This window comes from Candidatus Syntrophosphaera sp. (assembly GCA_019429425.1).
Lineage (GTDB): Bacteria > Cloacimonadota > Cloacimonadia > Cloacimonadales > Cloacimonadaceae > Syntrophosphaera.
Genome location: JAHYIU010000020.1, coordinates 1 through 23,404 on the forward strand (window position 1 = coordinate 1; position 23,404 = coordinate 23,404).

General features: G+C 53.6%; 36 protein-coding genes and 4 tRNA genes. 34 read left to right on the plus strand and 6 right to left on the minus strand.

Translation table 11 applies throughout. The features are described from left to right. Nucleotides 1-150: 150 nt before the first annotated feature. Nucleotides 151-342, plus strand: coding sequence for a hypothetical protein (locus tag K0B87_03325; GenBank protein MBW6513772.1), 192 nt, complete (start codon nt 151-153; stop codon nt 340-342). A 26-nt stretch (nt 343-368) separates the two neighbouring features. Here the strand turns inward: K0B87_03325 and K0B87_03330 are convergent, their stop codons facing one another. After that, on the minus strand, nt 369-1,103 hold the full coding sequence (locus K0B87_03330; protein ID MBW6513773.1) for a hypothetical protein: 735 nt from the start codon (nt 1,101-1,103) through the stop codon (nt 369-371). A gap of 165 nt (nt 1,104-1,268) precedes the next feature. Between K0B87_03330 and K0B87_03335 the strand changes: the two genes are divergently transcribed. The 9 genes from K0B87_03335 to K0B87_03375 all read left to right on the plus strand — a co-directional run bounded on the left by K0B87_03335 (nt 1,269) and on the right by K0B87_03375 (nt 10,068). After that, nucleotides 1,269-1,649 carry a desulfoferrodoxin gene (locus K0B87_03335; protein MBW6513774.1) on the plus strand — a complete coding sequence of 127 codons (381 nt, stop codon included), beginning with the start codon at nt 1,269-1,271 and terminating at the stop codon, nt 1,647-1,649. Nucleotides 1,650-1,669: 20 nt separating this feature from the next. Further along, nucleotides 1,670-2,260 carry a rubrerythrin family protein gene (locus tag K0B87_03340; GenBank protein ID MBW6513775.1) on the plus strand — a complete coding sequence of 197 codons (591 nt, stop codon included), beginning with the start codon at nt 1,670-1,672 and terminating at the stop codon, nt 2,258-2,260. Between the two features lie 10 nt (nt 2,261-2,270). Beyond that, entirely contained in the window at nt 2,271-2,411 is a 141-nt protein-coding gene (locus tag K0B87_03345; GenBank protein ID MBW6513776.1) for a rubredoxin, read from the plus strand. A gap of 72 nt (nt 2,412-2,483) precedes the next feature. After that, a complete protein-coding gene (locus tag K0B87_03350; GenBank protein ID MBW6513777.1) occupies nt 2,484-2,936 on the plus strand; it encodes a ferritin family protein in 453 nt (150 codons plus the stop codon). Then, nucleotides 2,933-3,604, plus strand: a complete 672-nt coding sequence (tsaB, locus tag K0B87_03355) for a tRNA (adenosine(37)-N6)-threonylcarbamoyltransferase complex dimerization subunit type 1 TsaB (GenBank protein ID MBW6513778.1) — start codon at nt 2,933-2,935, stop codon at nt 3,602-3,604. The genes K0B87_03350 and tsaB overlap by 4 nt, the downstream gene beginning before the upstream one ends. Nucleotides 3,605-3,796: 192 nt before the next feature. Next, entirely contained in the window at nt 3,797-6,208 is a 2,412-nt protein-coding gene (locus K0B87_03360; protein MBW6513779.1) for a hypothetical protein, read from the plus strand. Further along, nucleotides 6,201-7,541 (plus strand): sigma-54 dependent transcriptional regulator, encoded by a 1,341-nt coding sequence (locus K0B87_03365; protein ID MBW6513780.1) that lies wholly within the window; start codon nt 6,201-6,203, stop codon nt 7,539-7,541. Before K0B87_03360 ends, K0B87_03365 begins: the two co-directional genes overlap by 8 nt. A 130-nt stretch (nt 7,542-7,671) precedes the next feature. After that, nucleotides 7,672-9,120: a hypothetical protein gene (locus tag K0B87_03370; GenBank protein MBW6513781.1), complete on the plus strand. Its 1,449-nt coding sequence runs from the start codon at nt 7,672-7,674 to the stop codon at nt 9,118-9,120. A gap of 48 nt (nt 9,121-9,168) precedes the next feature. Next, on the plus strand, nt 9,169-10,068 hold the full coding sequence (locus K0B87_03375; GenBank protein ID MBW6513782.1) for a hypothetical protein: 900 nt from the start codon (nt 9,169-9,171) through the stop codon (nt 10,066-10,068). A 283-nt stretch (nt 10,069-10,351) separates the two neighbouring features. On the opposite strand, the gene K0B87_03380 is transcribed toward K0B87_03375, so the two are convergent. Then, entirely contained in the window at nt 10,352-11,131 is a 780-nt protein-coding gene (locus K0B87_03380; protein ID MBW6513783.1) for a GNAT family N-acetyltransferase, read from the minus strand. Between the two features lie 222 nt (nt 11,132-11,353). Here K0B87_03380 and K0B87_03385 point away from each other — a divergent pair. The 4 genes from K0B87_03385 to K0B87_03400 all read left to right on the plus strand — a co-directional run bounded on the left by K0B87_03385 (nt 11,354) and on the right by K0B87_03400 (nt 11,737). Beyond that, a tRNA-Ser gene (locus K0B87_03385) sits at nt 11,354-11,439 on the plus strand. Between the two features lie 24 nt (nt 11,440-11,463). Further along, nucleotides 11,464-11,555, plus strand: a tRNA-Ser gene (locus K0B87_03390). A gap of 26 nt (nt 11,556-11,581) precedes the next feature. Next, nucleotides 11,582-11,656 (plus strand) — tRNA-Gln (locus K0B87_03395). Between the two features lie 7 nt (nt 11,657-11,663). Further along, nucleotides 11,664-11,737, plus strand: a tRNA-Gln gene (locus K0B87_03400). A gap of 46 nt (nt 11,738-11,783) precedes the next feature. On the opposite strand, the gene mltG is transcribed toward K0B87_03400, so the two are convergent. The 4 genes from mltG to K0B87_03420 all read right to left on the minus strand — a co-directional run bounded on the left by mltG (nt 11,784) and on the right by K0B87_03420 (nt 14,329). Then, nucleotides 11,784-12,785 carry an endolytic transglycosylase MltG gene (mltG, locus tag K0B87_03405; protein MBW6513784.1) on the minus strand — a complete coding sequence of 334 codons (1,002 nt, stop codon included), beginning with the start codon at nt 12,783-12,785 and terminating at the stop codon, nt 11,784-11,786. After that, the gene (gene ruvX, locus K0B87_03410; GenBank protein ID MBW6513785.1) at nt 12,782-13,201 is read right to left on the minus strand and encodes a Holliday junction resolvase RuvX; all 420 of its coding nucleotides are present in this window, start codon (nt 13,199-13,201) and stop codon (nt 12,782-12,784) included. The genes mltG and ruvX overlap by 4 nt, the downstream gene beginning before the upstream one ends. After that, entirely contained in the window at nt 13,198-13,404 is a 207-nt protein-coding gene (locus K0B87_03415; protein ID MBW6513786.1) for a hypothetical protein, read from the minus strand. The genes ruvX and K0B87_03415 overlap by 4 nt, the downstream gene beginning before the upstream one ends. Nucleotides 13,405-13,768: 364 nt before the next feature. Beyond that, the gene (locus K0B87_03420) at nt 13,769-14,329 is read right to left on the minus strand and encodes a hypothetical protein (protein MBW6513787.1); all 561 of its coding nucleotides are present in this window, start codon (nt 14,327-14,329) and stop codon (nt 13,769-13,771) included. Nucleotides 14,330-14,917: 588 nt separating this feature from the next. Between K0B87_03420 and rpsJ the strand changes: the two genes are divergently transcribed. The 20 genes from rpsJ to rpmD are packed head-to-tail and all read left to right on the plus strand — an operon-like array spanning nt 14,918 to nt 23,404. After that, nucleotides 14,918-15,244 carry a 30S ribosomal protein S10 gene (gene rpsJ / locus K0B87_03425; GenBank protein ID MBW6513788.1) on the plus strand — a complete coding sequence of 109 codons (327 nt, stop codon included), beginning with the start codon at nt 14,918-14,920 and terminating at the stop codon, nt 15,242-15,244. Between the two features lies 1 nt (nt 15,245). After that, nucleotides 15,246-15,878, plus strand: coding sequence for a 50S ribosomal protein L3 (rplC, locus tag K0B87_03430; GenBank protein MBW6513789.1), 633 nt, complete (start codon nt 15,246-15,248; stop codon nt 15,876-15,878). An 11-nt stretch (nt 15,879-15,889) separates the two neighbouring features. Further along, nucleotides 15,890-16,525, plus strand: a complete 636-nt coding sequence (rplD, locus tag K0B87_03435; protein ID MBW6513790.1) for a 50S ribosomal protein L4 — start codon at nt 15,890-15,892, stop codon at nt 16,523-16,525. Further along, nucleotides 16,522-16,809 carry a 50S ribosomal protein L23 gene (gene rplW, locus K0B87_03440; GenBank protein ID MBW6513791.1) on the plus strand — a complete coding sequence of 96 codons (288 nt, stop codon included), beginning with the start codon at nt 16,522-16,524 and terminating at the stop codon, nt 16,807-16,809. The genes rplD and rplW overlap by 4 nt, the downstream gene beginning before the upstream one ends. Before the next feature lie 10 nt (nt 16,810-16,819). After that, nucleotides 16,820-17,650, plus strand: a complete 831-nt coding sequence (gene rplB, locus K0B87_03445) for a 50S ribosomal protein L2 (protein MBW6513792.1) — start codon at nt 16,820-16,822, stop codon at nt 17,648-17,650. A gap of 12 nt (nt 17,651-17,662) precedes the next feature. Further along, the gene (gene rpsS / locus K0B87_03450; protein MBW6513793.1) at nt 17,663-17,938 is read left to right on the plus strand and encodes a 30S ribosomal protein S19; all 276 of its coding nucleotides are present in this window, start codon (nt 17,663-17,665) and stop codon (nt 17,936-17,938) included. 13 nt (nt 17,939-17,951) lie between these two features. Beyond that, nucleotides 17,952-18,293, plus strand: coding sequence for a 50S ribosomal protein L22 (gene rplV, locus K0B87_03455; GenBank protein MBW6513794.1), 342 nt, complete (start codon nt 17,952-17,954; stop codon nt 18,291-18,293). Nucleotides 18,294-18,303: 10 nt separating this feature from the next. After that, nucleotides 18,304-18,951: a 30S ribosomal protein S3 gene (rpsC, locus tag K0B87_03460; protein ID MBW6513795.1), complete on the plus strand. Its 648-nt coding sequence runs from the start codon at nt 18,304-18,306 to the stop codon at nt 18,949-18,951. A 10-nt stretch (nt 18,952-18,961) separates the two neighbouring features. After that, complete coding sequence (gene rplP, locus K0B87_03465) at nt 18,962-19,381, plus strand: 50S ribosomal protein L16 (protein ID MBW6513796.1); 420 nt, start codon at nt 18,962-18,964, stop codon at nt 19,379-19,381. Beyond that, entirely contained in the window at nt 19,378-19,572 is a 195-nt protein-coding gene (gene rpmC, locus K0B87_03470; GenBank protein ID MBW6513797.1) for a 50S ribosomal protein L29, read from the plus strand. The genes rplP and rpmC overlap by 4 nt, the downstream gene beginning before the upstream one ends. Nucleotides 19,573-19,598: 26 nt before the next feature. Further along, a complete protein-coding gene (rpsQ, locus tag K0B87_03475; protein ID MBW6513798.1) occupies nt 19,599-19,835 on the plus strand; it encodes a 30S ribosomal protein S17 in 237 nt (78 codons plus the stop codon). 12 nt (nt 19,836-19,847) lie between these two features. After that, nucleotides 19,848-20,216: a 50S ribosomal protein L14 gene (rplN, locus tag K0B87_03480; GenBank protein MBW6513799.1), complete on the plus strand. Its 369-nt coding sequence runs from the start codon at nt 19,848-19,850 to the stop codon at nt 20,214-20,216. A 6-nt stretch (nt 20,217-20,222) separates the two neighbouring features. After that, nucleotides 20,223-20,543 (plus strand): 50S ribosomal protein L24, encoded by a 321-nt coding sequence (gene rplX / locus K0B87_03485; protein MBW6513800.1) that lies wholly within the window; start codon nt 20,223-20,225, stop codon nt 20,541-20,543. Between the two features lie 11 nt (nt 20,544-20,554). Continuing rightward, on the plus strand, nt 20,555-21,100 hold the full coding sequence (gene rplE, locus K0B87_03490) for a 50S ribosomal protein L5 (GenBank protein MBW6513801.1): 546 nt from the start codon (nt 20,555-20,557) through the stop codon (nt 21,098-21,100). A 9-nt stretch (nt 21,101-21,109) separates the two neighbouring features. Beyond that, nucleotides 21,110-21,295 carry a type Z 30S ribosomal protein S14 gene (locus K0B87_03495; GenBank protein ID MBW6513802.1) on the plus strand — a complete coding sequence of 62 codons (186 nt, stop codon included), beginning with the start codon at nt 21,110-21,112 and terminating at the stop codon, nt 21,293-21,295. 16 nt (nt 21,296-21,311) lie between these two features. Continuing rightward, nucleotides 21,312-21,725, plus strand: coding sequence for a 30S ribosomal protein S8 (gene rpsH / locus K0B87_03500; protein ID MBW6513803.1), 414 nt, complete (start codon nt 21,312-21,314; stop codon nt 21,723-21,725). A gap of 8 nt (nt 21,726-21,733) precedes the next feature. Continuing rightward, nucleotides 21,734-22,306: a 50S ribosomal protein L6 gene (gene rplF, locus K0B87_03505; protein MBW6513804.1), complete on the plus strand. Its 573-nt coding sequence runs from the start codon at nt 21,734-21,736 to the stop codon at nt 22,304-22,306. 14 nt (nt 22,307-22,320) lie between these two features. Continuing rightward, on the plus strand, nt 22,321-22,692 hold the full coding sequence (gene rplR / locus K0B87_03510; GenBank protein ID MBW6513805.1) for a 50S ribosomal protein L18: 372 nt from the start codon (nt 22,321-22,323) through the stop codon (nt 22,690-22,692). Between the two features lie 11 nt (nt 22,693-22,703). Next, nucleotides 22,704-23,222: a 30S ribosomal protein S5 gene (rpsE, locus tag K0B87_03515; protein ID MBW6513806.1), complete on the plus strand. Its 519-nt coding sequence runs from the start codon at nt 22,704-22,706 to the stop codon at nt 23,220-23,222. Then, nucleotides 23,219-23,404, plus strand: coding sequence for a 50S ribosomal protein L30 (rpmD, locus tag K0B87_03520; GenBank protein ID MBW6513807.1), 186 nt, complete (start codon nt 23,219-23,221; stop codon nt 23,402-23,404). The genes rpsE and rpmD overlap by 4 nt, the downstream gene beginning before the upstream one ends.

A 23,404-nucleotide genomic window follows, 5' to 3' on the forward strand; every position in this document is an offset into this window, starting at 1 on the left:
CTGCTCTATCGATTCCAAAGTGCTTGCATCGATGCTTAGCTTGTGTCGTCCCATGTCCCACTCCTTTTAATCAAAGTTATGGGACAAGATAATCAAGTTTTATGGCTTGTCAATGTAAATCTTGTATTACGTTATCAGAGGAATTTTGGGATGAACGGGTCCCTCTGGATGCTGACCTGGTTTGCGAGCCACTTCATTTTCCTGGTGCCCGTGCAAAACTACATAAACGAGTGCAATGCCAAGCTGGGCCGCAGATACACGGAAAAATCCTTCGGGCATTACCTGGTGATGGTTTTGGGCGCTTTGGGCTGGCTGCTTTTGCTGTTGGGCCTGTTTATCTAAAGAAAACCCGCCAAAGTTTGGCAGGATCAGTTATTCTGCTGCTCCTGCTCCTGTTGGTGCCGGATCGCGTCTTTCAGATGGGAGCGGCGGGAGATCCGGACCAGCCAGATCACGAAGAAGATGAACAGCAGGACCACCAGTCCGGCGAGGACTAACACCAGCCAACTCACCCCTTTTTTCATTTCCACAGTCATCATCTCATACTTGTTCCACATCTTGCCGGTATCGTATTCCCAACTGACAGTCCTTTGCCTGTGGTCGATATTCTCGTCCAAAGTATTGGCGGAGATGATCTTCCAGGGAACGTGAAGCTTGTAGGTCCAGACTGGATGGTGGGTCTGCTCGCGAGTGTAGATGCTTTCCAGGATGTCGTCGATGTCGTCTGTTTCCTGGGAACCGAGTGAGATGCGGCGCTTGAAGACGATATTGCCTTCCGGGGTTTTGTTCAGGGTGACCGTTCCCCAGAAATCAGCTTCCGATAGCTGATCATTGATGTTGTTGAAAGACTCGATGTCGTCGAACTTATAGCTGACTTTGTAAACAACAAAGGGCCCGGATTGGGAAACCTGGGAATCCTGCAGATGAATGCCCGGCAATTCCGCCTTGCGCATGATCTCCTGCGTGTTGGCATAGTTCGAGCGATGCACCAGGCGCAGCTTCGCCCTGCCGGAGCCATCCGGATTCAGCCACAGTTCTTCATCGTATTCCACGCATCCTGCCAGGAGCAGCAACGCGGTCAATAACAACAGCAATCGTTTCATGGGTTACACATACCTCTTTGCAAACAAACCGTTTGTTTCAACTAATCAAACAATCGCTTTTTTGGCAAGGAAAATTATTTTCCCGGAGCGGGCGGGAAATTTCTGTTGACAAATCACCCCGTCTTTTTTAGATTTGTTATCAAAAGCCAACATAAGGAGAATCATATGACAGAACTGCGTCAAATATACCACTGCCCGATCTGCGGCAATCTCGTGGAAGTGCTGTTCACCGGCAAAGGTGAATTGGTTTGCTGCGACGAGCCCATGATCCTGCTGGAAGGAAACACCGTCGATGCCGCGAAGGAAAAACACGTTCCCGTTATCACTGAACTGGGAGACAAGGTCAAGGTCAGCGTTGGATCCGTGCCCCATCCCATGGAGGAAAAGCACTACATCGCGATGATCGAGGTGCTGACAGAGAAAAAGGTCTACCGTAAAGAGCTCAAGCCCGGAGACGCACCAGAAGCGATCTTCCCGGTCAAGGCGGAGAAGATCTTGACCGTACGCGAATACTGCAATCTGCACGGACTTTGGAAAACCATCTGATTCACTGGAGGAAATACTAAATGTCATTCATCGATACCAGAACTGCCGGAAACCTGTTAAAATCATTTGCCGGGGAAAGCCAGGCCCGCATGCGCTACGTATACGCGGCCAAAACAGCCAAGAAAGAGGGATTTGAACAGATCTCCAACATCTTCACTGAAACTGCCGATAACGAAAAGGAACATGCCAAGGTCTTTTTTAAATACCTGGTCAAGCAAGGCCTGGAAGGCCAGATGCTGAACATCATGGCCTCCTACCCCGTGGGCTGGTCTCCGGAGAGCACGCTGAAAAACCTGGAATACGCAGCCAACGGCGAAAAAGAGGAATGGACCGAGCTATATCCCATGTTCGCGGACATTGCCGAGGAAGAAGGCTACAAAGACATCGCCCTGACCTGGAGAATGGTTGCGAAGGTGGAACGTGAGCATGAAAAGCGCTTTCGCAAGCTTTATGAAAACATCAAAGACATGAAGGTCTTCAAGAAAGACGGCCTTGTTTTCTGGAAATGCAACAACTGCGGCTATATCCACGAGGGTGTTGAAGCCCCAGCCATCTGCCCGACCTGTCAGCATCCCCAGGCCTATTTTGAGATCCATCACGAAAACTACTAAGGAGCACAACATGCAAAAATACCAATGCATCGCCTGTGGCTGGATCTATGATCCCGCCGATAACGATGATATTCCGTTCGATGACCTGCCCGAAGACTGGGTTTGTCCCGAATGCGGCGTCGGCAAAGACATGTTCGAGCCGATCGACTGATCTTCTTCAACCAGGGAAAGCCTGCTTCTCTGCGGGCTTTCCCTTTGTTTTTGACCACTAACCGAGGTAACTATGACCATACAAGAATTCAATGAAATACTGGATTTTGCCGTCGCCCGTGAACAGGAGGCGGTGCAGTTTTATCGCGATCTGCAGCAGGAAACCAAGTTCCAGGCCCAGCGAGAGATGCTCAAAGACCTGGAAGGCATGGAAATGGGGCACATCGTGGTGATCGAAAGCATCCGCCGCAAAGGCGTTTCTGAAGCCGATATCCCCAAAGTTCAAAATATGCAGATCAGCGAATATCTCAGCGCTGAAATGGACAGCCTCGATCTTTCCTATCAAAACATCCTCATCAAGGCCATGAAGCGCGAGGAAAATTCCTTCAAGCTCTATTCCGAAATGAGCGCCAAATTCCCTGATAGCGAGATTTCAACCTTGTTTCGCAAACTGGCTGCCGACGAGGCCAAGCACAAACTCCTCTTCGAAAAGCTATACGACGACTGGATCAGCTCAGACAATTGAAACTCGCGCTGGACACGTCCCAAAGCTCTGGATCCATAGCGCTTTGGAATTCAGGCGGGGTTGTTTACTCCGCCTTTTTTGACATCAGCATCACCCACAGCGAAACCCTGATGCCTCAGGTGGATGCGGCCCTACAGCTGTGCGGTTTTTCTCCAGCCGATATCGAAGCTGTTCTGCTCACCATAGGACCGGGCTCATTCACCGGACTCCGCATCGGGCTGGCCACCGCCAAAGGCATTGCCTACGGGCTCAAGATACCTGTCCTCAGCTTCGGAACCCTGCAGCTTTGCGCTTTTGAGCGTTACCAGTGTGGCCGCAATATCCTGGCCGTGCTGGATGCCAAAATGAATGAGGTCTACGCGGCCTTGTACGATGAGGATCTCCGCGAACTCCAGCCACCCCAGGTCTGCGCTCCGGATCAGATACTTGACTGGGACCTGCAAAAACCCTATCTCTTGGGAAGTGGAGCATCTTTGCTCAAACCGCTGCTGGACGAATGCCAGATCAGTACCAGCACCGTTCCGGAACGACCTCTCAGTGCGTCCGGGCTTTTCTACCTGGCTGAGCAGTTTCCCCAATCCGAGAAATACGACTTCAACCAACTGGCCGAACTCGAACCCCTTTATCTGCGGGAATCGACCGCCCAGATCAAACGTAAACTGCCCTGACGCCAATCTGCATACAATTCGACCCAACATTAGACGGCATGCTTAAAGGGACTTGTATGATCGAGTGATTTATCTTGACAAGCATACTAATCATTGATTACTGGATTTAATAATCTTTTTTTTAGGGGATGCATGAACAGATTCTGGATATTTGCCATGTTGATGACCGGTCTTATGTTGACTGGGTGCCGCGTGAATGAGAGTTTGGGCGTTCATGAGTTTGAACCTGGCAACATCTACCGGCATGACACGGCAGTGTATGCCTGCCAGTTTGCCGACCTGAAAGGCAACGAGGAAGAATTATACCTGGTAGCTTCACCCCATGGTTCCCAGACGCACATGCTTTTGCTGGAGGATCAGACCGGAAAGACCATCTCCCAGATCAACACCCGGCACAGGATCCGCGGCGTAAAGGTCCTCACCGATCCCCGCAGTCAGGAACGCTGGATCTTCCTCAGCGTCAATGACCAGGAACAAACCAGGATTGTGGGTTTTCGCTACACTTGGGAACACACCCTGAAACGGGAAACGCGGGATTTCGAGGCCGTAGCGCGGACAGATTCTTTGATAAACACCCCTGATTATGAGTGGTGGGGACTTATTTACCCGGAATTCATCGAGGATATCGATGACGACGGCAGGCTGGAACTGGTCTGCCGGGCTCTCGATTCTTTCACTGTGAATCCCCGTGGGCTGGTGGTTTATGACTTTGCCAGCGGGCGGATCAAGTGGAGTTTTGAGACCAGCACTTCGCTGCATTCAGTCCTCTGCGATGATTTCGACGGGGACGGGGTCAAAGAGATCATTTGCTCAAACTATGCCCTCAAAAACACGGCTGAGATCAAACAGGGCATGGATGACTTTAACGGCTGGCTGATGGTTCTCAGCCCACGTGGTGAACTGCTCCACCGTGAACAGGCACATGAGGATTTCGGCCAGATATTCCTGGCTGCCGAGGATATCGACCAGGACGGAAAAAAGGAGATCCTCGCGGTTTATACAACCTGGGGTACCCTCAACATACCCAATTCCGTGAATATCTTCAAATGGAACGGGGGCAGATTTGTGCGGCAGAAATCCTGGGCGTTCCAGGGCTCCTTTGAAAAAAACAACTCAGCTACCACCTACAATGGCAAGGACAGTGACGGTAAAAACAACTTCATCCTGGCCGCCAAGAGTTCACCGCTGATCGTTCTGGATAAGAGCCTGAACCAGATCAGACACAAGTTCAAGGATATTGTCACCAGGGTCTGGGCCGTGGAAGATATCGATCTGGACGGGAATTCCGAGATCCTGCTTCAAACTGCGGACAATAGGTTTGTGATCCTGGACAGGAACCTGATTAAGCGGGCCGAGATCGACAATCCTTTCCCTGGTGCCGAGTACACCCATGCCCATATCGTTAGAACGGGCTTCGGCAACAAGCGCAAGATCGCCATCTGCTCTGACAGTGAAATTCGCTATTACTCCTATCAACGCAAACCTATATACGCCATAATGTACAGGTTCATCGGCCAAAACGCCGCCCTTGTCGCTCTGGCGGCCATTACGGCGGCCCTGCTCATGCTGCTGCTGATGATCCATCGCAAAAACATGTTCAGGGTGATGATCAACAGCCTGCAGCAGGGGATAGTCGTACTTTCCGGGAAGAACAGGATCTCCCAGGTCAACAAGTATCTGCTGCATCTGCTGAAGGACGAATCCGGCCAATTGCCCATACAGGAGATCAGATCCCTGCGCAAAGTTTTACCGGAGGTTTATCAAACCCTGCTCGGCTTCAGCCGCGGCAAAACGCAGGAGTACAGCACGGTTATGACTCTGGGCAGGGATAGGACCCCCCACATTGTTGATTTTTACAAACTGCATGGCGTGACCAGAAGGTTCCTGATCACCCTACGGACAGAACAGGCGACCTCTGAAGTACAGAATGACAAGCTGCTCTGGGCGGACATGGCGCGCCGGCTGTCCCACAATGTGCGGCGCCATATCACGAATGTGATCATGGCCCTGAAACCCTTGCAGGATAAAGCTGAAGGTAACGGAGATAGCAAATACACCGACATCATAAGGGGCGAGATCGAAAAGATCAGGGTCTTCACCCACGCCTTCCAACGCTTCACAGAACTCAAGGATTACGAGCTCAAGATGCTGGACGTGATCCCCTCGGTTGAGCACAGTCTGGAGCACGTTTCGATCCCAGCCTCCATCCAACTGATCAAGAATTGGCAGCTCAAATCTGTGGAAGCGCTGATCGAACCGATCCGCTTTGAGGAAGCGCTCACCAATGTTTTGAACAACGCTCTGGAGGCAATGCCGGATGGCGGTAACCTGCACATCAGCGTGAAGCGTTTTCCTCTGCACAAAAGCACGCAGGGCGATCTTTCTGTGCTCATCGAAGTTGAGGATAGCGGTCGGGGCATACCCAGCAAGTATCTGGACGAGATCTGGCAGCCGTTCTTCACCACCAAACAAAGCGGCACCGGGATCGGGCTGCCCGAAACCAAAAAGATCATCGAATCCATGTGCGGAACGATCGACATTCAAAGCGAGGAAGGGGCCGGGACAGTGATTTCGATCTGGTTGAAAGGGAATATCAATGAATAGGGCCAGAATCCTGGTGGCCGATGATGACGTCATTTTCTGCAACTTGGTGGAAGAGCTGCTGCTGGAAAACGGTTATGAAGTCTTGCTGGCCCTGGATACCGGGCAGGCCGCCCAGGTCCTGAAAACGAACCATATCGACATCCTGATGCTGGATCTGCGCTTTCCGGCGCTTAAAGATGGATTTGGCCTTTTGGATGACGTGCGTAAAAATTATCCGCAGTTGATCGTGCTGATGATTTCCGGGGCTGGCAACATCGAGGACGTGGTGCGCGCGATCCAAAACGGCGCGACGGACTTCATAGAAAAACCGATCGAACCGGAGCACCTGCTGCTGCGTATCCAGCGCCTGGATGAACAGCTCCTGAAGGACAGGGAGCTGAAGTCTCTGGAGCACAAGGCGATCGGCATGGTGGGTGCTTCCGAGGAAATGAAATTCGTGTTCTCCGGGATAAGTGCCGCCGCCAGATATGACTCGCCGGTCCTTATCACCGGTGAAACGGGAGTGGGTAAAGAACTCGCCGCCCGCGCAGTGCATCGTTTGAGCAAACATGGCGCGAAGGAACTTGTGGGCATCAACTGCGCCTCCGTGCCCAGGGACCTGTTCGAAGCAGAACTGTTCGGCTATGAAAAAGGCGCGTTCACCGGCGCGGTAAATTCCTACAAAGGCTATTTCGGCTTTGCCCAAAACACCTCGTTGTTTCTCGACGAGATCGGCGAACTGCCGGTCTCCGTGCAGGCAAAACTGCTCCGTGCCCTTTCCGAAGGCGAGATCCAGCGCATCGGCGGAGAACCGAGCGCCAGCCAAACCCGCATCATCAGTGCCTCCAACCAGGATCTGCAAGCCGCGCTTAGTGAAGGGAGATTTCGCGAAGACCTGTATTACCGGCTCAATTCCATCCACATCCACATTCCGCCTTTGCGCCAGCGCCGGACAGATATCGTGCCCCTCGCCCTGCATTTCCTGAGCATGTTCTGCCAGCGCAACCAATTGATGCCCAAAGAGATATCTCCAAGCGCCCAGGTCTGGCTGACCGAACAGGCCTGGGAAGGCAATGCCAGGCAATTGAAGAGCATGGTGGAACGAGCAGTTATCTTTTCTGAGCGTAACAGCTTGGAAGTGGAGGACTTCAATCCCTTGACCACGGATTTGGACCATTCCTACGAGCCTGGCGGGACCTTGCGCGATCACCTCAAACAATGCGAGGCCAATATCATCAAATCTGTCCTGAAAGCCAATGGCTACAACATTTCCCAGACCGCGAAACAGTTGGGCATGGATAAATCCAACCTCAGCAAGAGGATACATTCCCTGGGAATTGAAGTGCGCGATTAGGGGCCAGGCTTTAGCTCAGGATCCATAAGTCTGGAGATTGATAATTATTGCCAAGATCGGCACTTCGGTTGATCTTGTATCCAAGGAATCGCATTGCGGTTGTTAAAACGCAACTTCACAGGAGTTAATTATGAAATACACAGTGGCTGCATTAATGGCGCTCTGGGCCGGCCTCATCTGGTCCCAAACCATCGGAGATTGGCAAAACATCCGTTTCAGCGGAGTCAACGCGGAATCCCAGGTTTTGCTAAGGACCGAGATAGGGGCCGCGGATCTGGTCCAAAACAAGGTTATCTACAATCCTGGCAGCGGGATCGCGGAATACAACCTGACCCTGCAAAACGCCGCGACCAGCACCTACCAGGCCACCCTTCCCGCGGGAACTCCGAGACGCTACCTGGGCCTGAAAAAGCAGGCGCTGAACGATAACATACTGACCATTCCTGTATACCATACAGGAACCGCTTTGCCATCGCTTTCCCAGCTTACCAAAGCTTCCGACGATGCCCCCAATGACCAGGCGACCGCGTATTTGGACATTATTGCGGATTATGTTTCTTTCTCGGACAGCATGCTCTATACGGGGATCCAGAACCGGGGCGGCGGATTTCCCACCTACATTGGCCTGGATGTCTTTTCCTATATGAGCGTGATCGCGGATCCCCTGGCTGACCCGGACGATCCGGACGTGATCGTTTGGGCTTTGAATTACATTAACATTCCCATTGTGGGAATGTCCCCAGGTTTGTATAAGATCACCGGAACCGGGATCGAAGACTTGGTTCGGCTTGCCGATGTATCCTATCAACTGGTGGCCGAAAGCGATCTGGTGATCATGGGCTGCAACCTGGCCGACCTGCTTGCGGACCCTGATTTTGCCGCCTGGTTCGATCCCGCCGATCCGGTTATGGGTTTTCAAACCCTTGTCAGCATGACGAATCTATCTACGTCCATAACCAACATCAAGGATCAAAGCCCAGGCGCCGGATTGTTCCTGCATCCGCTCTTTTTCGACTCCAGCCCCAACACTACGCCCTTGCTTGGCAATGCAACATTCCAATCAGCTGGCGGCGAGGTCTTTTTCAGCGCGGAATACTCTGACGCGGAAGGCAATTTCCCCCTCACAGCCCAGATCGAACTGCAAGATGGGAGCTTCTATGACCTTCTGCCGCAGAGCTTTGACTACTCCGGAAGCCTGCCCCACCGCACGGATGACCTCACCGGCATTCTCGACGAATATCCCAGCGGCCTGGCCCGGACGGTCGTGAGCGACGACAACATCAATTTTAATCGGAGCGAATGGTTTTCCTTCATCCATATCCTGGGAATCCTCTGGCCTGATGACGTGAATGTGCAGATCGCGAACGGAACGGTTTATTTGAGCTGGGATCCGGTCACCAGCACCATTCTGGGGAATCCCGTCACGCCAGACTTCTATCGGGTGGAAGCATCCCTTGCTCCAGATTTTGCCAGCTTTGAGGTGATCGCCAGCACCGCCGGGACAAATTTCAGCTTCCCGGCAAATCCAGGCCAGAGCAGATCTTTTTACCGGATCATAGCCGTCAAGGCCATGCCTTGAGGGTCATCCCGCCCAAGCTTGATATCGAGTAAACCAAAGGAATTCTGAGTGAAAAAAGCCGTGTATTTCGTGGCGGCACTGCTGCCGGCAATGTTGTCTGGGCTAAGCATCGGGAACTGGCAAAACATCCGTTTCAGCGGCAAAAATGCCGCTTCCCAGGTATTGCTGAGCACCGAGATAGAAGCCTCCAACCTGACCCAGAACAAGGTTATCTACAATCCTGGCAGCGGGATCGCGGAATACAACCTGACCCTGCAAAACGCCGCGACCAGCACCTACCAGGCCTCCATCCCCGTGGGCTCGAGCCGGCGTTATTTGGGCCTGAAAAATCAGGCAGGGACTGGGCCCACCAGGCTGATCCCCGTCTTCTACGAAGGCAAGGGCCTGCCCGCGTTAAACCAGCTTTCCAGGGTCTCCAGCGATGCCACCAAAGATAACGGCACGGACCATTACGACATCGTTTCTGATTACGTATCTTTCTCCGACACAAAGCTATACACGGCGATCCGGAACCGCGGGGGCGGATTTCCCACCAGCGGGGGCTTGGGAACCGTGTATCATTCCTACATGAGCCTGATCAACGATCCCGCTGCTGACCGCAACGATCCGGACGTCATTGTCTGGGCCCTGGCCTACATGAAAGTGGCCTTGGGAGGCATCTCTCCCGGCCTGTTCAAGATCACAGGCACCGGCTCGTCAGACCTGGTCCGCATCGGCGACATCCAAACCAAGCTCCTGCCCGGAAGCAATCTGCTGGTGATGAGCTGCAACCTTGCCGATCTGCTGGCCGATCCTGATTTCGCAGCCTGGTATGATCCGGCCAATCCAGTGCTCGCCTTTCACACCATCGTCAACCGGACCACCGTCATCCCCTTCGGAACGAAGCTGCAAGACGGAAGCCCCGGCGGTCTGGTGTACCTGAGAAAACTGTACTGCGATCCAAACTAGAACAACACTCCCAGAACTGGACAACTGGCGAGCGGAGCGGCAATCGTCCTTGTCTGCCAAAGCCCGCTGACTCGCCAAAAATCGCTCATGCATTCTAAACCGCTCACAGACAATGTTTTAGCCCGGACATCCCTATCCCCGCCCTCCTGATCAATACGCTATCAATACGGACTCATTACGGACAAAGTCCGTAATGAGTCCGTATTGACACCGTAATGATAAGGGGAGCCATGGCCTCGGAAAGGGAATTTTGGAGCTCAGAATGAAGCGTTCGGAGGCTTCCTCACATTCTCAGGACCAGCATGTTTTCCTCAACTTCATCCGCCCAGACGCGGAATCCGGCCAGGTGCAGGATCTGCCAGGATGCCCTGAACTCTGGGGGGATGATGATCTGGTAGGACTTGCGGCTGCCGAAGAAGTGCTGGAAATAGGGCAGATCGGCTTTTATGTTGAGGTTAGGCGGTTCCAGCAGGATGATGTAGCGCTCGTGCAGGCCGCCCAGGTAGTAGGTGGCGCGGGGGGACTGGAACAGGCAACCGCGCTCTTTCAGGAAGGGCAGGGAAGCCAGGGAATTGTGAACTGTTTGCCAGGCGCAGGGTATGTAATCCGGATAGTGGTGAAACAAGCCCAGATCAATATCCTCCAGGATCCTGGGTTCGAGCGTGGCCTTGATCCCGCGTTTGTTCAGGACGTAGAATTTATGCACCACCCGGAAACCGAGTTTTTGGGTCAGGTGCAGGCTTTCTGAGTTTTGGTAGTAGGTGCAGAATTCAAAGCTGAGGGCGGGATCATCCCGTTTCAGCCTGGCGGCGATGGCAAAGCTGTGCCGGTTGAGCAGGGTGGCGATGCCGTGGTTCTGGTATCTGACCTGAACGCGCAGGCCTTCGAACCAGAGGACGTGGTCGGGGAAGCTGGTCATTTTGAGGCAGCCGATGACCCTGCCCCGGTATTCGCAGACCAGAAACCAGGGCTCACTGATCCAGATGTCCATGACCTTGGGGAGGTAATCCGTTCCGCCCCAAATGCCTTTGGCAATTCGGATGAGGTCTTGCCTGTCAGACACTTTTGCCAGACGGACAGAGCATTCTTGCAGATCAAATTCCATGTCTGAGCACCATTTTACCAAATAATCCACTCCAGGGCGAAAAATTCAGCCGGAAGGAATGGTTGGCATTAACAAAGAAAAATCCGCCATTGCTGTCAAGCAAAAGATCGCGGGGAGCCAGTCTGAAGAAAGTGATTGACAAAAAACCGGGCTTCAGATTCAAGGGCGAAACTTGCTCGTGGAGGATTAGTCCTAATTGGTAAGGCAGCGGTCTTGAAAACCGCCGGGTTCTGCCCATGGGGGTTCGAATCCCTCATCCTCCGCCAGAACATAGAGTGAATCCCATTAGGGGAGAGGTGACCGAGCTGGCTGAAGGTGCACGCCTGCTAAGCGTGTGTGGGTCAAAAGCCCACCCAGGGTTCGAATCCCTGCCTCTCCGCCAGAAGTTTAGAGCCAAATTCAGGATTTTGGGCAGTCGCCAAGCGGTAAGGCAGCAGGTTTTGGTCCTGCCACACGGGGGTTCGAATCCTCCCTGCCCAGCCAGAGTTTTTGGGATGTCGTCTAATGGTAGGACAGCGGACTCTGGATCCGTACGTGAGGGTTCAAATCCTTCCATCCCAGCCACTTAAACCCCGGTGCAAGCCGGGGTTTTTGCTTTATGGGGAGGTTTTTACTCCCATTCGGCGCGGCGGTATTTGCGGGTCTTGCGATAGTGCTCTTCCGCGGTGGTGGAAAAGTCGTTCCGGCCTTTGCGGTCGGCCACGAAGTAGAGATATTTGGTCTTGGCCGGGTTGAGGGCGGCCTGGATGGAAGAGAGGGAGGGATTGCAGATCGGTCCGGGCGGCAGGCTGGTATTGATGTATGTATTGTAAGGAGAAGGGATCTGGGTGTCAGCGAGGGTGAGGACGGGGCGCTTGATGTTCCGCCTTTCGAGGATGTAATCCACTGTGGCGCAGGACGCTAGGTGCATTCCGTGGTTCAGGCGGTTTTGCATGACGCTGGCCACGATCCCGCGTTCCTGAGGATGGGCGCTTTCCTTTTCCACGATGCTGGCCAGGATCAGCTTGTCGTAAAAGCCTGCTATGGCGTGGGGATCGATGCCCACGGCGCGGTTTTTGGTGAAGAATTCCCGGGTCATTAGGGCCAGGATCTCGCGCGGGCCGAGGCTGAGGTCAAACAGATAGGTTTCCGGGTACAGGAATCCCTCCAGGGAAGGAACTTTGTAGCCGGTTTGCTCTCGCACGAAAGCAGTGTCGGTGGCTGCGGCAAGAAGCTCGTCATAGCCCGCCAAGCCGCTTTGTTCGATCCTTTGCAGGGTGCGCCGGAGAGAGAGGCCCTCAGGAATGGTGACGCGGACCGAGCTGGTGTTTCCTTTTTCCAGGACCGAGAGGGTTTGATAGAGGCTGGCTTTGCCGCCCAGAGTATAGGTTCCGGCCATGAGCCGACGGTCCGTCCTGCGGAGCTTGGCCAACGTTTTGAACAAAAAGCGGCTTTCGATGATGCCTTGTTCTTCAAGCCGGGCGGCAATTCCGGCGGCGCTGTCTCCGCTGCTGACCCTGAGCACGATCTGCTCCGAACGGACGGGTTTGAAGACCTGCCAAACCGTGAAGGCCAGCAGGGCAAGGAAGGCGATCAGGACAAGCCTGAGCAGGAATCCGGGGCTTGGTCTCAAAGGCTTTCCAAATAGCTTTTCAGGATCATGGCGGCGGCCATGGCGTCCTGGAAATTGCGGCGCTGTTTCCAGCCATAGCCCATCTTGATGAGTTCGCCGATGGCCTCGGAGGTGCTGTAACGCTCGTCCCAGGCCACTATGGGAGTTTCGATGGCAGCGGAAAGCCGGTCCATGAAAGCGATTGTCTCATCGGTTTTGGGGGTGTTTCCGCCTTCGATGGCATAAGGCAGGCCCATCACGATCAATTCCACGCACTGTTCGCTGATCACTTTGCGCAATTCTGCCAGAACGGTTTCGAAGCCGGAATTGGGGATGACTTTCAAAGGTTTGGCAAACAGCTTGAGGGGATCGCTCAGCGCCAGGCCGATCCGCTTTTCCCCATAATCGATGGCCAGGATGCGGCTGACGGGGCTCACAGATTCGATTCGTCTCTCCAGATGGCGATGTACCAACGGTTGTCGGCAGGTTTCAGATAGAAGCGGGCCACCCCACTGGCGGTGATCATGGAATTGGTCGCGTAGTAGGATAGTTTGAGATCAAAGATGCAGGGGATGACGACCCAGCCTTCGTGCCCGAGTTCGGGATCGTTTTCCCAACTGTCCTCAGGCGGGACCTGCAGGCGGAGGTTGAGTTCGTCCGGGGGCAGGCGGCTGCCGTCGGAAGAGCCGTTGGTAAAGAGATTTTCGGTGTACAGCACTTCCTCGTCGTAGCCCCACCAGGAATCGCGGATGCCGTCACCATTGACGTCAACGCCAATCTGGCTGACTTCCGAGGCGATCAGTTCAAAGCGGAAGTCATCGGCCAACAGGCTTTTATAGATGTTGATGTTGCGTTCGGTGTAGGCAAGCTCCAGATTCTGCAAAACCTCGACCGGCGTGCGGTTACGGAACGTGCCGTCGGAATTGTCCACCAAAGGGGGGCGGAAAGGATTCCAGCAGCTTCCCAAAACAAGCAGCACCGCGAACAGCGGCAGGACCTGGAGCTTATTGCGAGAAATCATACTTCATCTTTCCCCAGCTGGAATGCCCCGGTGCGCGGTAGTCATACCATTTGCTGATGTACCAGTAGGCCCCTGATTTCTGGAACTGGAGCTCGAACTCACCCTTGTAATATTCAGGTTGGGCCAGGCCCGGGGCATAGCGCCGAAGCTCGTATTCACGATAGATCCTGGCCTCACTGGCAGTGATCTCATCCGGTTGCGAGGGCAGGGCGAAAAGGGTTACCTGGATGCTGTCGGACTGATTGTGCAGATTAAGCAGCATGTCCTGTTCCTGGGTGGCTGTCCAGGTCGGGGCGAGGTTGTAGTCGTTGATGTCCTGCGCCGAGAAATGGAAGCTGTAATTGGCGGCAAACAGGTTATAGTATTTGATCGCGTTACGGCTGTCCACATAGCAATACTCCAGGTTTTCCAGGCAGAGGTCCCAACTGGTGGCATAACTGTTCCAGGGGGCCGGTTTGGTGGGCGGATCGGAATCCCTCACCCGGAAAAGGTCGCATCCGGCCAACAGGGCCAGAAGGATCAGGAGCATGGGGATATTTCTCATAATCTCACAATATGGAAGGGGGAAATCGTGTCAACTGATATTTTCTGATCCAGGCTCTGTATGGTTGAGAGAAATGGCAGCACCAGCAATCGCCTATCCGATTGGCAGACATGAAGATGGACGGAATATCCGTTGCCCCTGCCAGGTCTCTACAGCAAGCATACCTTGGGCAGAGAAGACCTGGCACACCAGCCATAACTGGCTGATGGTCTTGAGTATGCCAGCCTGAAAGCTCTATGGGGTAAAGGGGGCGCTCTGGGAAGAGGGTAAAACTTAGTTGGATCAAAGGCAGAAAAAAGGTATTGACAGAAACGGGCTCTGCCAAAAAGCTGACCATCACTTGCAAAAAATACCAGAAACGCATAGCACAAGTCCCAAGTTTTGCAGGGACTTATAGTTCTTTAGGAGGAACGATGTTATCCTGTTTACGGGATACTCGTATGAGTATCACTGGGGTGAATGCGACAGCATTTTGCCCTGCCAACAACGAAGCCAACTTAGCAGAGAAAGACTTGGCGCGGCCGGGCGGCAAAATTGAGCCGTCAATGGGCCCGAGAGGTTTTTTCTGTCTAAAAAGTGGAGGAACCAGTGAGTAATACCGAAAATCGCATCCGGATAAAGCTGAAAGCATACGATCATCGTCTACTGGATCAATCTGTGGCGGAAATTGTGAAAAGCACCCGCAACACGGGCGCCAAAGTCATTGGACCCATTCCACTTCCGACCGACAAGACCCTATACACGATCCTGCGCTCACCGCATGCGGACAAGAAATCCCAGGACCAATTCCAAATGCTGGTGCATAAGAGATTGATCGACATATTGAATCCCACACAGCAGACCACCAACGCTTTGAAAAAGCTGAGTCTGCCGGCTGGAGTCCATGTGGAAATCAAGGCAAACACGAGGAGCTAGCATGTTGGGATTGATCGGTAAGAAAATTGGCATGACGCAGGTCTTCGACGCGGACGGCAAAGTGATCCCGGTGACGGTGATCAAGGCCGGCCCCTGCCGCGTGATCTGCAAGCGCACCAAAGACCTGCATGGCTACGAAGCCCTCCAATTGGGTTATGAAGCCATCACGGACAAACAGAGCAAACGCCCGCTGATAGGGCACTTCAAGAAAAATGACAGCCCGGTGTTCCGTTATGTGCGTGAATTCCGCCCTGCCTACGGCCAGCAAATCGACGACTATGAAGTCGGCAAGGAACTGACCGCCGAAATGTTCAGCCTCACCGATACGGTCAGTGTCCGTTCCAACTCCAAGGGACGCGGCTACACTGGCGTGATGAAGCGTCACGGCTTCTCAGGCTTCATGCAGTCCCACGGCGTGCACGAGTCTTTCCGCGGCGGCGGCTCCATCGGACAATGCGCCCAGCCCTCACGCGTGCTGAAAGGCATGAAAATGGCCGGCCAGCACGGCAACGCCCAGGTGACTGTGCGTCACCTCAAGGTGGTGCAAGTGGACGCGGAAAACAACCTGATCCTGGTCAAGGGCGCTGTCCCCGGACACCGCAATTCGCTGGTGATCATACATAAGGAACAATAGGGGAGAGGAAAATGGTAAAAGCGATAAAATTCAACTCTCTCGGCGAACGGATCGAAGAGATCGAACTTCCGGCCAGCATATTCGACGTGGACGTAAATTCCCCCAAAGTGCTGCTGCATGAAGTGGTGACGATGTTTCTGGGCAACCAGCGCCAGGGAACGGTGCAGAAAAAGAACCGTGCCATGACGGCTGGCAGCACCCGCAAACTGTTCAGGCAGAAAGGCACTGGCAACGCGCGCCAGGGCTCACGCCGCACACCGGTCAGGGTACACGGCGGACGGGCTTTCGCCATCCTGCCCAAGGACTGGTACCGTCCGATCCCCCGCACCAAAAAACGCCAGGCGCTGAAAGTCGCCCTGACAGACCGTGCCCGCGAAGGCAGGGTCTTCATCGTCGAAGCGCTCGATTTTGACAAACCCAACACCAAGCAGGCGCTTGAGCTGCTGGGAAAGATCATACCCGAAAAGGGACGCAAACTTGTGGTCACAGATGGGAATCACCTGCCTACGGTGAGATCCTTCACCAATCTGCCTGAGGTCATGACCGACCGGGCGGACAGCCTGCATGCCTATGAAGTTCTTAAAAGCAGCTACATTCTGATGACCCAGGACGCCCTCAACAAAGTGAAGGAGGTATTCAGCTCATGATACATCCGCGCAACATAGTGATCGCTCCGATCATCACCGAGAAGAGTGAAAAACAGGTCCAGGACACGAACACCTACACCTTCAAAGTGAGCATAAACGCAAACAAGATAGAGATCAAGCACGCCATCGAACGGATCTTTTCCGTCAAGGTGCTTGACGTAAATACAATCCGCATGCTGGGCAAGCCGAAACGGCTTGGTAAATACAGCGGCAAACGCCCGGATTGGAAGAAAGCCATCGTAACCCTCAGAGCCGGCGACAAGATCGGCGATTTTGAGGTCTAAGGGGTAAATCATGGGAATCAAGAAATACAAACCTACCACCCCCAGCATGCGCTTCCGCACGGGATACACCTTTGCAGAGATCACCACGGACAGCCCTGAAAAATCGCTGCTGAAACCGGTGCGCAAATCCGGCGGACGCAACAACCAGGGCAGAATCACCTGCCGCCATCGCGGCGGAGGCCATCGCAGACACTACCGTATCATAGATTATAAGCGGGACAAATTCGGGATCCCGGCCAAAGTGGCATCGATCGAATACGATCCCAACCGCACCGCCCGCATCGCCCTGCTGCATTACATTGACGGCGAAAAACGCTACATCATAGCGCCTGACGGCTTGAAAGTTGGGGCAAAAGTGATGTCCGGTCCCGAGGCCGAAATTGCTTTGGGCAACGCCATTCCTTTGGAAAGGATACCCTTGGGCTCAACGGTTCACAACATTGAACTGAAGAGAGGCCGGGGCGGCCAGATCGCCCGTTCCGCGGGAACCTACGGCCAGGTCGTGGCCAAAGACGGCGACTACGTGCACGTGAAGATGCCCTCGAACGACGTCCATCTTGTGCGCAAAGAATGTCTGGCGACCATGGGCCAGGTGAGCAACCAAGACCACAACCTGATCCAGATCGGTAAAGCCGGCCGCAACCGCTGGAAAGGCCTGCGCCCCAAAGTGCGCGGCGTGGCTATGAACCCCGTCGACCATCCCATGGGCGGCGGCGAAGGTAAATCTTCCGGTGGTGGCCATCCGGTCTCACCTTGGGGAAAACCGGCCAAGGGTGGCAAAACCCGCAAAACCCGCAAGTATTCCGATAAATATATCGTGAAAGCAGTTAAAAAGAGATAAGGGAAGGAAACAATGGCACGTTCAATCAAGAAAGGCCCCTTTGTCGACGATCACCTGTTGAAGAAAGTGGAAATACTGAATTCTGACAACAAGAAAAACGTGATCAAGACCTGGTCCCGCCGCTCAGTGATCATACCCTCTTTTATCGGACATACCTTTTCGGTGCACAACGGACATAAGTTTGTACCGGTGTATGTGACCGAAAACATGGTGGGCCACAAGCTGGGTGAATTTTCACCCACACGCACCTACCGTGGACATAAAGACAAGAAAAGCAAGGCAAAATAAAGGAGAATAAGAGATGGAAGCAACAGCGAAACTCCGTTTTGCCCGTGGATCGGCCCGCAAAGCGCGCCTGGTTTTGGACCAGATCCGCTATAAACGCGTCACCGAAGCCCAGAACATCCTGCGTTTCTCCCGCCGCAGCGCGGCAGAAACGATCGGCAAACTTTTGGCTTCTGCCATCGCCAACGCGCAGGTCAAGGAACCCAAGATCGATCTCGACAGGGTTTTTGTTACCGTGGCCACAGCCGATGCCGGTCCCCAAATGAAACGCTACATGCCCAGATCGCATGGCAGGGCATACATGATCCGCAAACAGACCTGCCACATCGCTCTGGAAATCCAGTCCATAGAAGAGTAGGAGGAAGACCTTGGGACAAAAAATACACCCCATTCTGTATCGCCTCGGCGTTAATAAGGATACCGAATCAATTTGGTTTGCTCAGGGTACCACGTATGTGGATTTCCTCCAGGAAGACATCCAGATCCGTAAGTACATCCACAAACGCCTTGATCAAAAGATGGTCTCGAGAGTGAAGATCTCCCGCAAGACCAGCTCCATCACGATAGACATCCACACCGCGCGGCCGGGCCTGGTCATCGGTAAAAAAGGCGAAGACATCGACCGCCTGCGTAACGAGCTGAATGTCCTGATAAACAAGAACCGTAAAAATCCGATATCGGTGTCGATTAATATCGAACAGATCGACAAGATGTGGCTGGATGCCCGTCTGGTCGGACACGAAGTGGCCCGCCAGCTCGAAGAACGCGTCTCCTTCCGCCGCGCCATGAAACTGGCGATGCGCAACGTGCTCAAGGAAGGCGCCCTGGGAGTGAAAGTGCAGGTTTCCGGCCGCCTCGGCGGAGCTGAGATCGCGCGCACCGAACGCTACAAACAAGGCCGCACCCCGTTGCACACTTTGCGTGCCGATATCGATTATGCCTGCGTGGAAGCAAACACGACCTATGGAGTCATAGGGATCAAGGTTTGGATCTACAAGGGCGACATTCTGGGTTAGGAGAAGGTAAATGTTAGCACCAAAGAAAGTAAGACATCGCAAAATGATGAAGGGCAGACGGAATGGTCTTGCCTGGAGCGGAAGCAATGTGGACTTCGGCGATTATGGATTGATCGCCCTGGAAGATGCCTTCATCACAAGCCGTCAGATCGAAGCAGCTCGTATCGCCATCACGCGCCACATGAAACGTCTTGGCAAGGTATGGATCCGCATATTCCCGGACAAGCCCATAACCAAGAAACCAGCGGAAACCCGCATGGGCAAGGGAAAGGGAGCTCCGGAATACTGGGTGGCAGTGGTTCGCCCGGGCCGCGTCCTTTTTGAAATCGAAGGCGTGGACGTGAAAATCGCCAAGGAAGCCATGCGCCTCGCGTCGCATAAACTGCCGATCAAAACCCGCCTGATTGCCCGTGAAGGAGTGGAATTATGAAGATCGACGAGATCCGTGAAATGACCCTGGATGACATGCAATCCCGGCTCGAGGAACTGCGGATGGAACTCTTCAACCTGCGCTTTCAAAAGTCCAAAAACCTGCTGGACCGTTCAGACAGACTGCGCATCGTAAGAAGGGATATCGCCCGCATCAATACCATCATCAAAGAAAAAGAGCAAAGGCAGTGAGGTGAATTGTGGCACAAGCTCGTAAAATGATCAAACAGGGTGTCGTCGTGAGCGACAAGAACGACAAGACCATCGTGGTCAGGGTTCAACGCCAATACATACACCCACTGTATAAAAAAACCGTGCGCCGGCATAAAAAGTTCATGGCCCACGACGAGAACAACGATGCCCATGAAGGCGATGAGGTCCAGATTGTGGAATACCGCCCCATGAGCGCTCGCAAACGCTGGGCTCTGCACAAGATCGTAGAGCGCAGTAAATAGGGGAGTTTTGGAATGATTCAAGCCCAAACGATATTGAATATCGCCGATAACTCCGGTGCCAAGAAAGCCATGTGCATCAAAGTGCTTGGCGGCACCAGACGTAAATACGCCAGCGTTGGCGACGTCATAGTTGTTGCGATCAAATCCGCCTCACCCGGCGGCAAAGTGAAAAAAGGCAGCGTGGAACGGGCCGTGATAGTTCGCACCGCGAAAGAAATCCGGCGTCCGGACGGATCCTACATCCGTTTTGCGGACAATGCTGCTGTGATAATCGACGAGAAGCACGATCCCAAGGGAACCCGCATCTTCGGCCCCGTGGCCCGCGAACTGCGCGAGCACCAGTACATGAAGATCGTTTCCCTGGCTCCGGAAGTGCTGTAGGAGAACATGATGCCAGACAAACTGAAACTGAAAAAAGGCGACTTCGTGATCGTCATATCCGGCGCCGACAAAGGACGCAAGGGACGCATCCTGAAAGCGTATCCCAAAACGAACCGGGTGATCGTGGAAAAAGTGCACATGATCAAGAAACACACCAAACCCTCGCAGAGTAATCCGCAGGGCGGCATCGTTTCCATGGAAGCGCCGGTCAACGCTTCCAACGTGATGCTTTTCAACGAGAAGCTGAATACCGTTTCCAAACCGGTCATCCACGTTCGCGAGGGCCATCGGGTCCGCGTTTGCAAGAAATCCGGTGACGAGCTGTAAGGAAGGATAGCATGAACAGAATGAAAGAACATTACCAGAAAGTTGTGATTCCCGCCCTGCAGAAGCGTTTTTCCTACAAAAACCCGCACCAGGTGCCGCGTCTGAACAAGATCGTGGTGAGCATGGGAGTGGGCAGCGCCACCCAGAACAAAGCCCTTTTGGACAACGCCGTGAAAGACCTGGAACAGATCACGGGCCGCAAAGTGATCATCACCAAGGCCCGCAAATCCATATCCAATTTCAAGCTGCGCCAGGGAATGCCGATCGGCTGCAAGGTCACCTTGCGTGACGAGGTCATGTATGAATTCTTCGATCGCCTTGTCTCCATGGCCATTCCGCGCATCAGAGACTTTCGGGGAATTCCTTCCGATTCCTTCGACGGCAGGGGCAATTTTTCCCTCGGCCTCAAGGAACAGACCGTGTTTCCCGAGATTGAATATGACAAGATTGACGCCATCCGCGGCTTGAACATCAACATAGTTACCACCGCGCACAACGATGAGGAAGCCCGCGCTCTGCTCAAGGAACTCGGCATGCCTTTCCAGCGCGGCGAATAAGGAGAATCAATGGCAAAGAAATCCCTGATCCTTAAACAACAAAGAACACCGAAATTCAAAGTAAGAAAATACAACCGCTGTATGATTTGCGGCCGGCCCAGGGCCTACATGCGCGATTTTGGCATGTGCCGCCTGTGTTTCCGCAAATACGCATCCCAGGGCCAGATACCCGGGATAACCAGAGCAAGTTGGTAACCAATGGAGGATACAAATGAGCGTTAGTGATCCGATAGCTGATGCATTGACCAAGATCCGCAATGCATATCGTGCCGGACATACGCAGGTAATTGTGAATCACAACCGCCTCGTCGAGGCGTTGGTGAAGATCCTTGCCGCTGAGAACTTTGTCAATAGTGTCCAGGTTCTCGATAAAGATCCGGAACAGAAAATCAATTATAGACGCATCCTGGTTAACCTTCGCTATACCAATGACGGGGTTCCCGTCATGCAGGGTTTGGTGAGGATATCCACACCGGGAAGGCGCGTGTATGTCAAAGCAAACAACATCCCCAGCGTATACAACAACACTGGCTGCGCCGTGATCTCCACCTCACAGGGTGTGATGGTCGATCGCGACGCCAGGTTGAAGCGCGTTGGCGGAGAATTCATTTGCAAGGTTTGGTAGGAGGATAGATGTCTCGCATTGGAAAAGCCCCTATCAAATTCGACGCCAACACCAAAGTGGACGTCAAGGACAACGTGGTCCACGTCAAGGGAAATCTGGGAGAACTGCAATATCAACTGTTGCCCGGCATCAGCCTGGAAATGGAAGATGGCGTCCTTCACGTAAAGCGCAGCGACGACAGCAAATCACAGCGGGCCGTGCATGGATTGACCCGGGCTCTGCTGCAGAACATGGTCACCGGAGTCACGGACGGGTTTCAGAAGACCCTGAACGTGATCGGGACCGGTTATTCAGCCGAACGGGTGGGACCTTGGTTGAGGCTCAGCCTGGGCTACTCGCACGACATCGTGCTGGAGGTCCCTTCAGGCCTGACCGTGGAAGCCGAAGCCGTACCCCGTTCGAAAGGAACGCGCAGCGACCTGCAAAGCATCATCCGCATCAAAGGAATAGACAGACAGCTTGTCGGTCATTTTGCGGCTGAAGTCCGTTCCTGCCGTCCGCCCGAAAACTACAAGGGCAAGGGTGTGCGTTACGTGGACGAAAAAGTCACCATCAAAGCCGGTAAGGCCGGAACGAAATAAGCGAGGATCTGGAAATGATAAAACCCAGCAACATAATAAAACATGCCCTCCGCGACCGGCGCAAGGCTGCCATTCGCAAGAAACTTCAGGGCTCGGCAGAACGCCCGCGTCTCGTGGTTTTCCGCAGCCTGAAACACATCTATGCCCAGATCATCGACGATACCACCGGCAAGACCATCGTGTCCGCCTCCACCAGAGGCAAAGACATCCAGCTGGAAACCGGCAAGAAGAAAGCAGAGCAGAGCTTTCAGGTTGGCAAACTCCTGGGCGAGAAAGCCATCGCTGCCGGCCTGACGAAAGTGGCTTTTGACCGCGCAGGTTACAAATATCACGGCAGAGTCAAAGCCCTGGCCGACGGAGCCCGGAAAGCCGGACTCGATTTCTGATAGGAGGAAGCTTGTACTACGATCGTAACAATACCGAAGAAGAAAAACTGGTTGAAACAGTCATAGAGACCAAACGAGTCGCCAAAGTCGTCAAAGGCGGACGCAACTTCAGTTTCAGCGCCATAGTCGTGATCGGCGACCGGGCTGGCAAGATTGGAGTGGGAAACGGCAAGGCAAACGAAATTGCCGACGCCATCCGCAAGGCCAAGGAAAAAGCGACCAAGAGCATGTTTACGGTTCCCATCATCAAAGGAACCATTCCGCATGAGATCGTCGCTCGTTACGGGGCCAGCCGGGTCATGATGAAACCTGCCTCCGAAGGCACGGGAGTCATAGCCGGCGGTACGACTCGCGCCATTTTTGAAGCTGCGGGGATCCAAAACATCCTCTGCAAATCCCTGGGCTCCAACACGCCCTGCAACGTTGTCAAGGCAACCATCTCAGGCCTGAAATCGATGCGGACCCTATCCGACATAGCCAGATTGCGCAACAAGACCATATCCGAGCTGACCGGAAGGGAGGAGAAATGAAGATCAAGGTTACCCAGATACGCAGCACCATAAATCGCAAAGAGAATCATAAACGGGTTATCAAATCCCTTGGTTTGGGACATCCCGGCAAAAGCCGCGTTCATGATGATAACCCCTGCATCCGAGGCATGATCAAGAAAGTATCATACCTCATCCAAGTTGAAGAAGTGAAGGGAGAATAA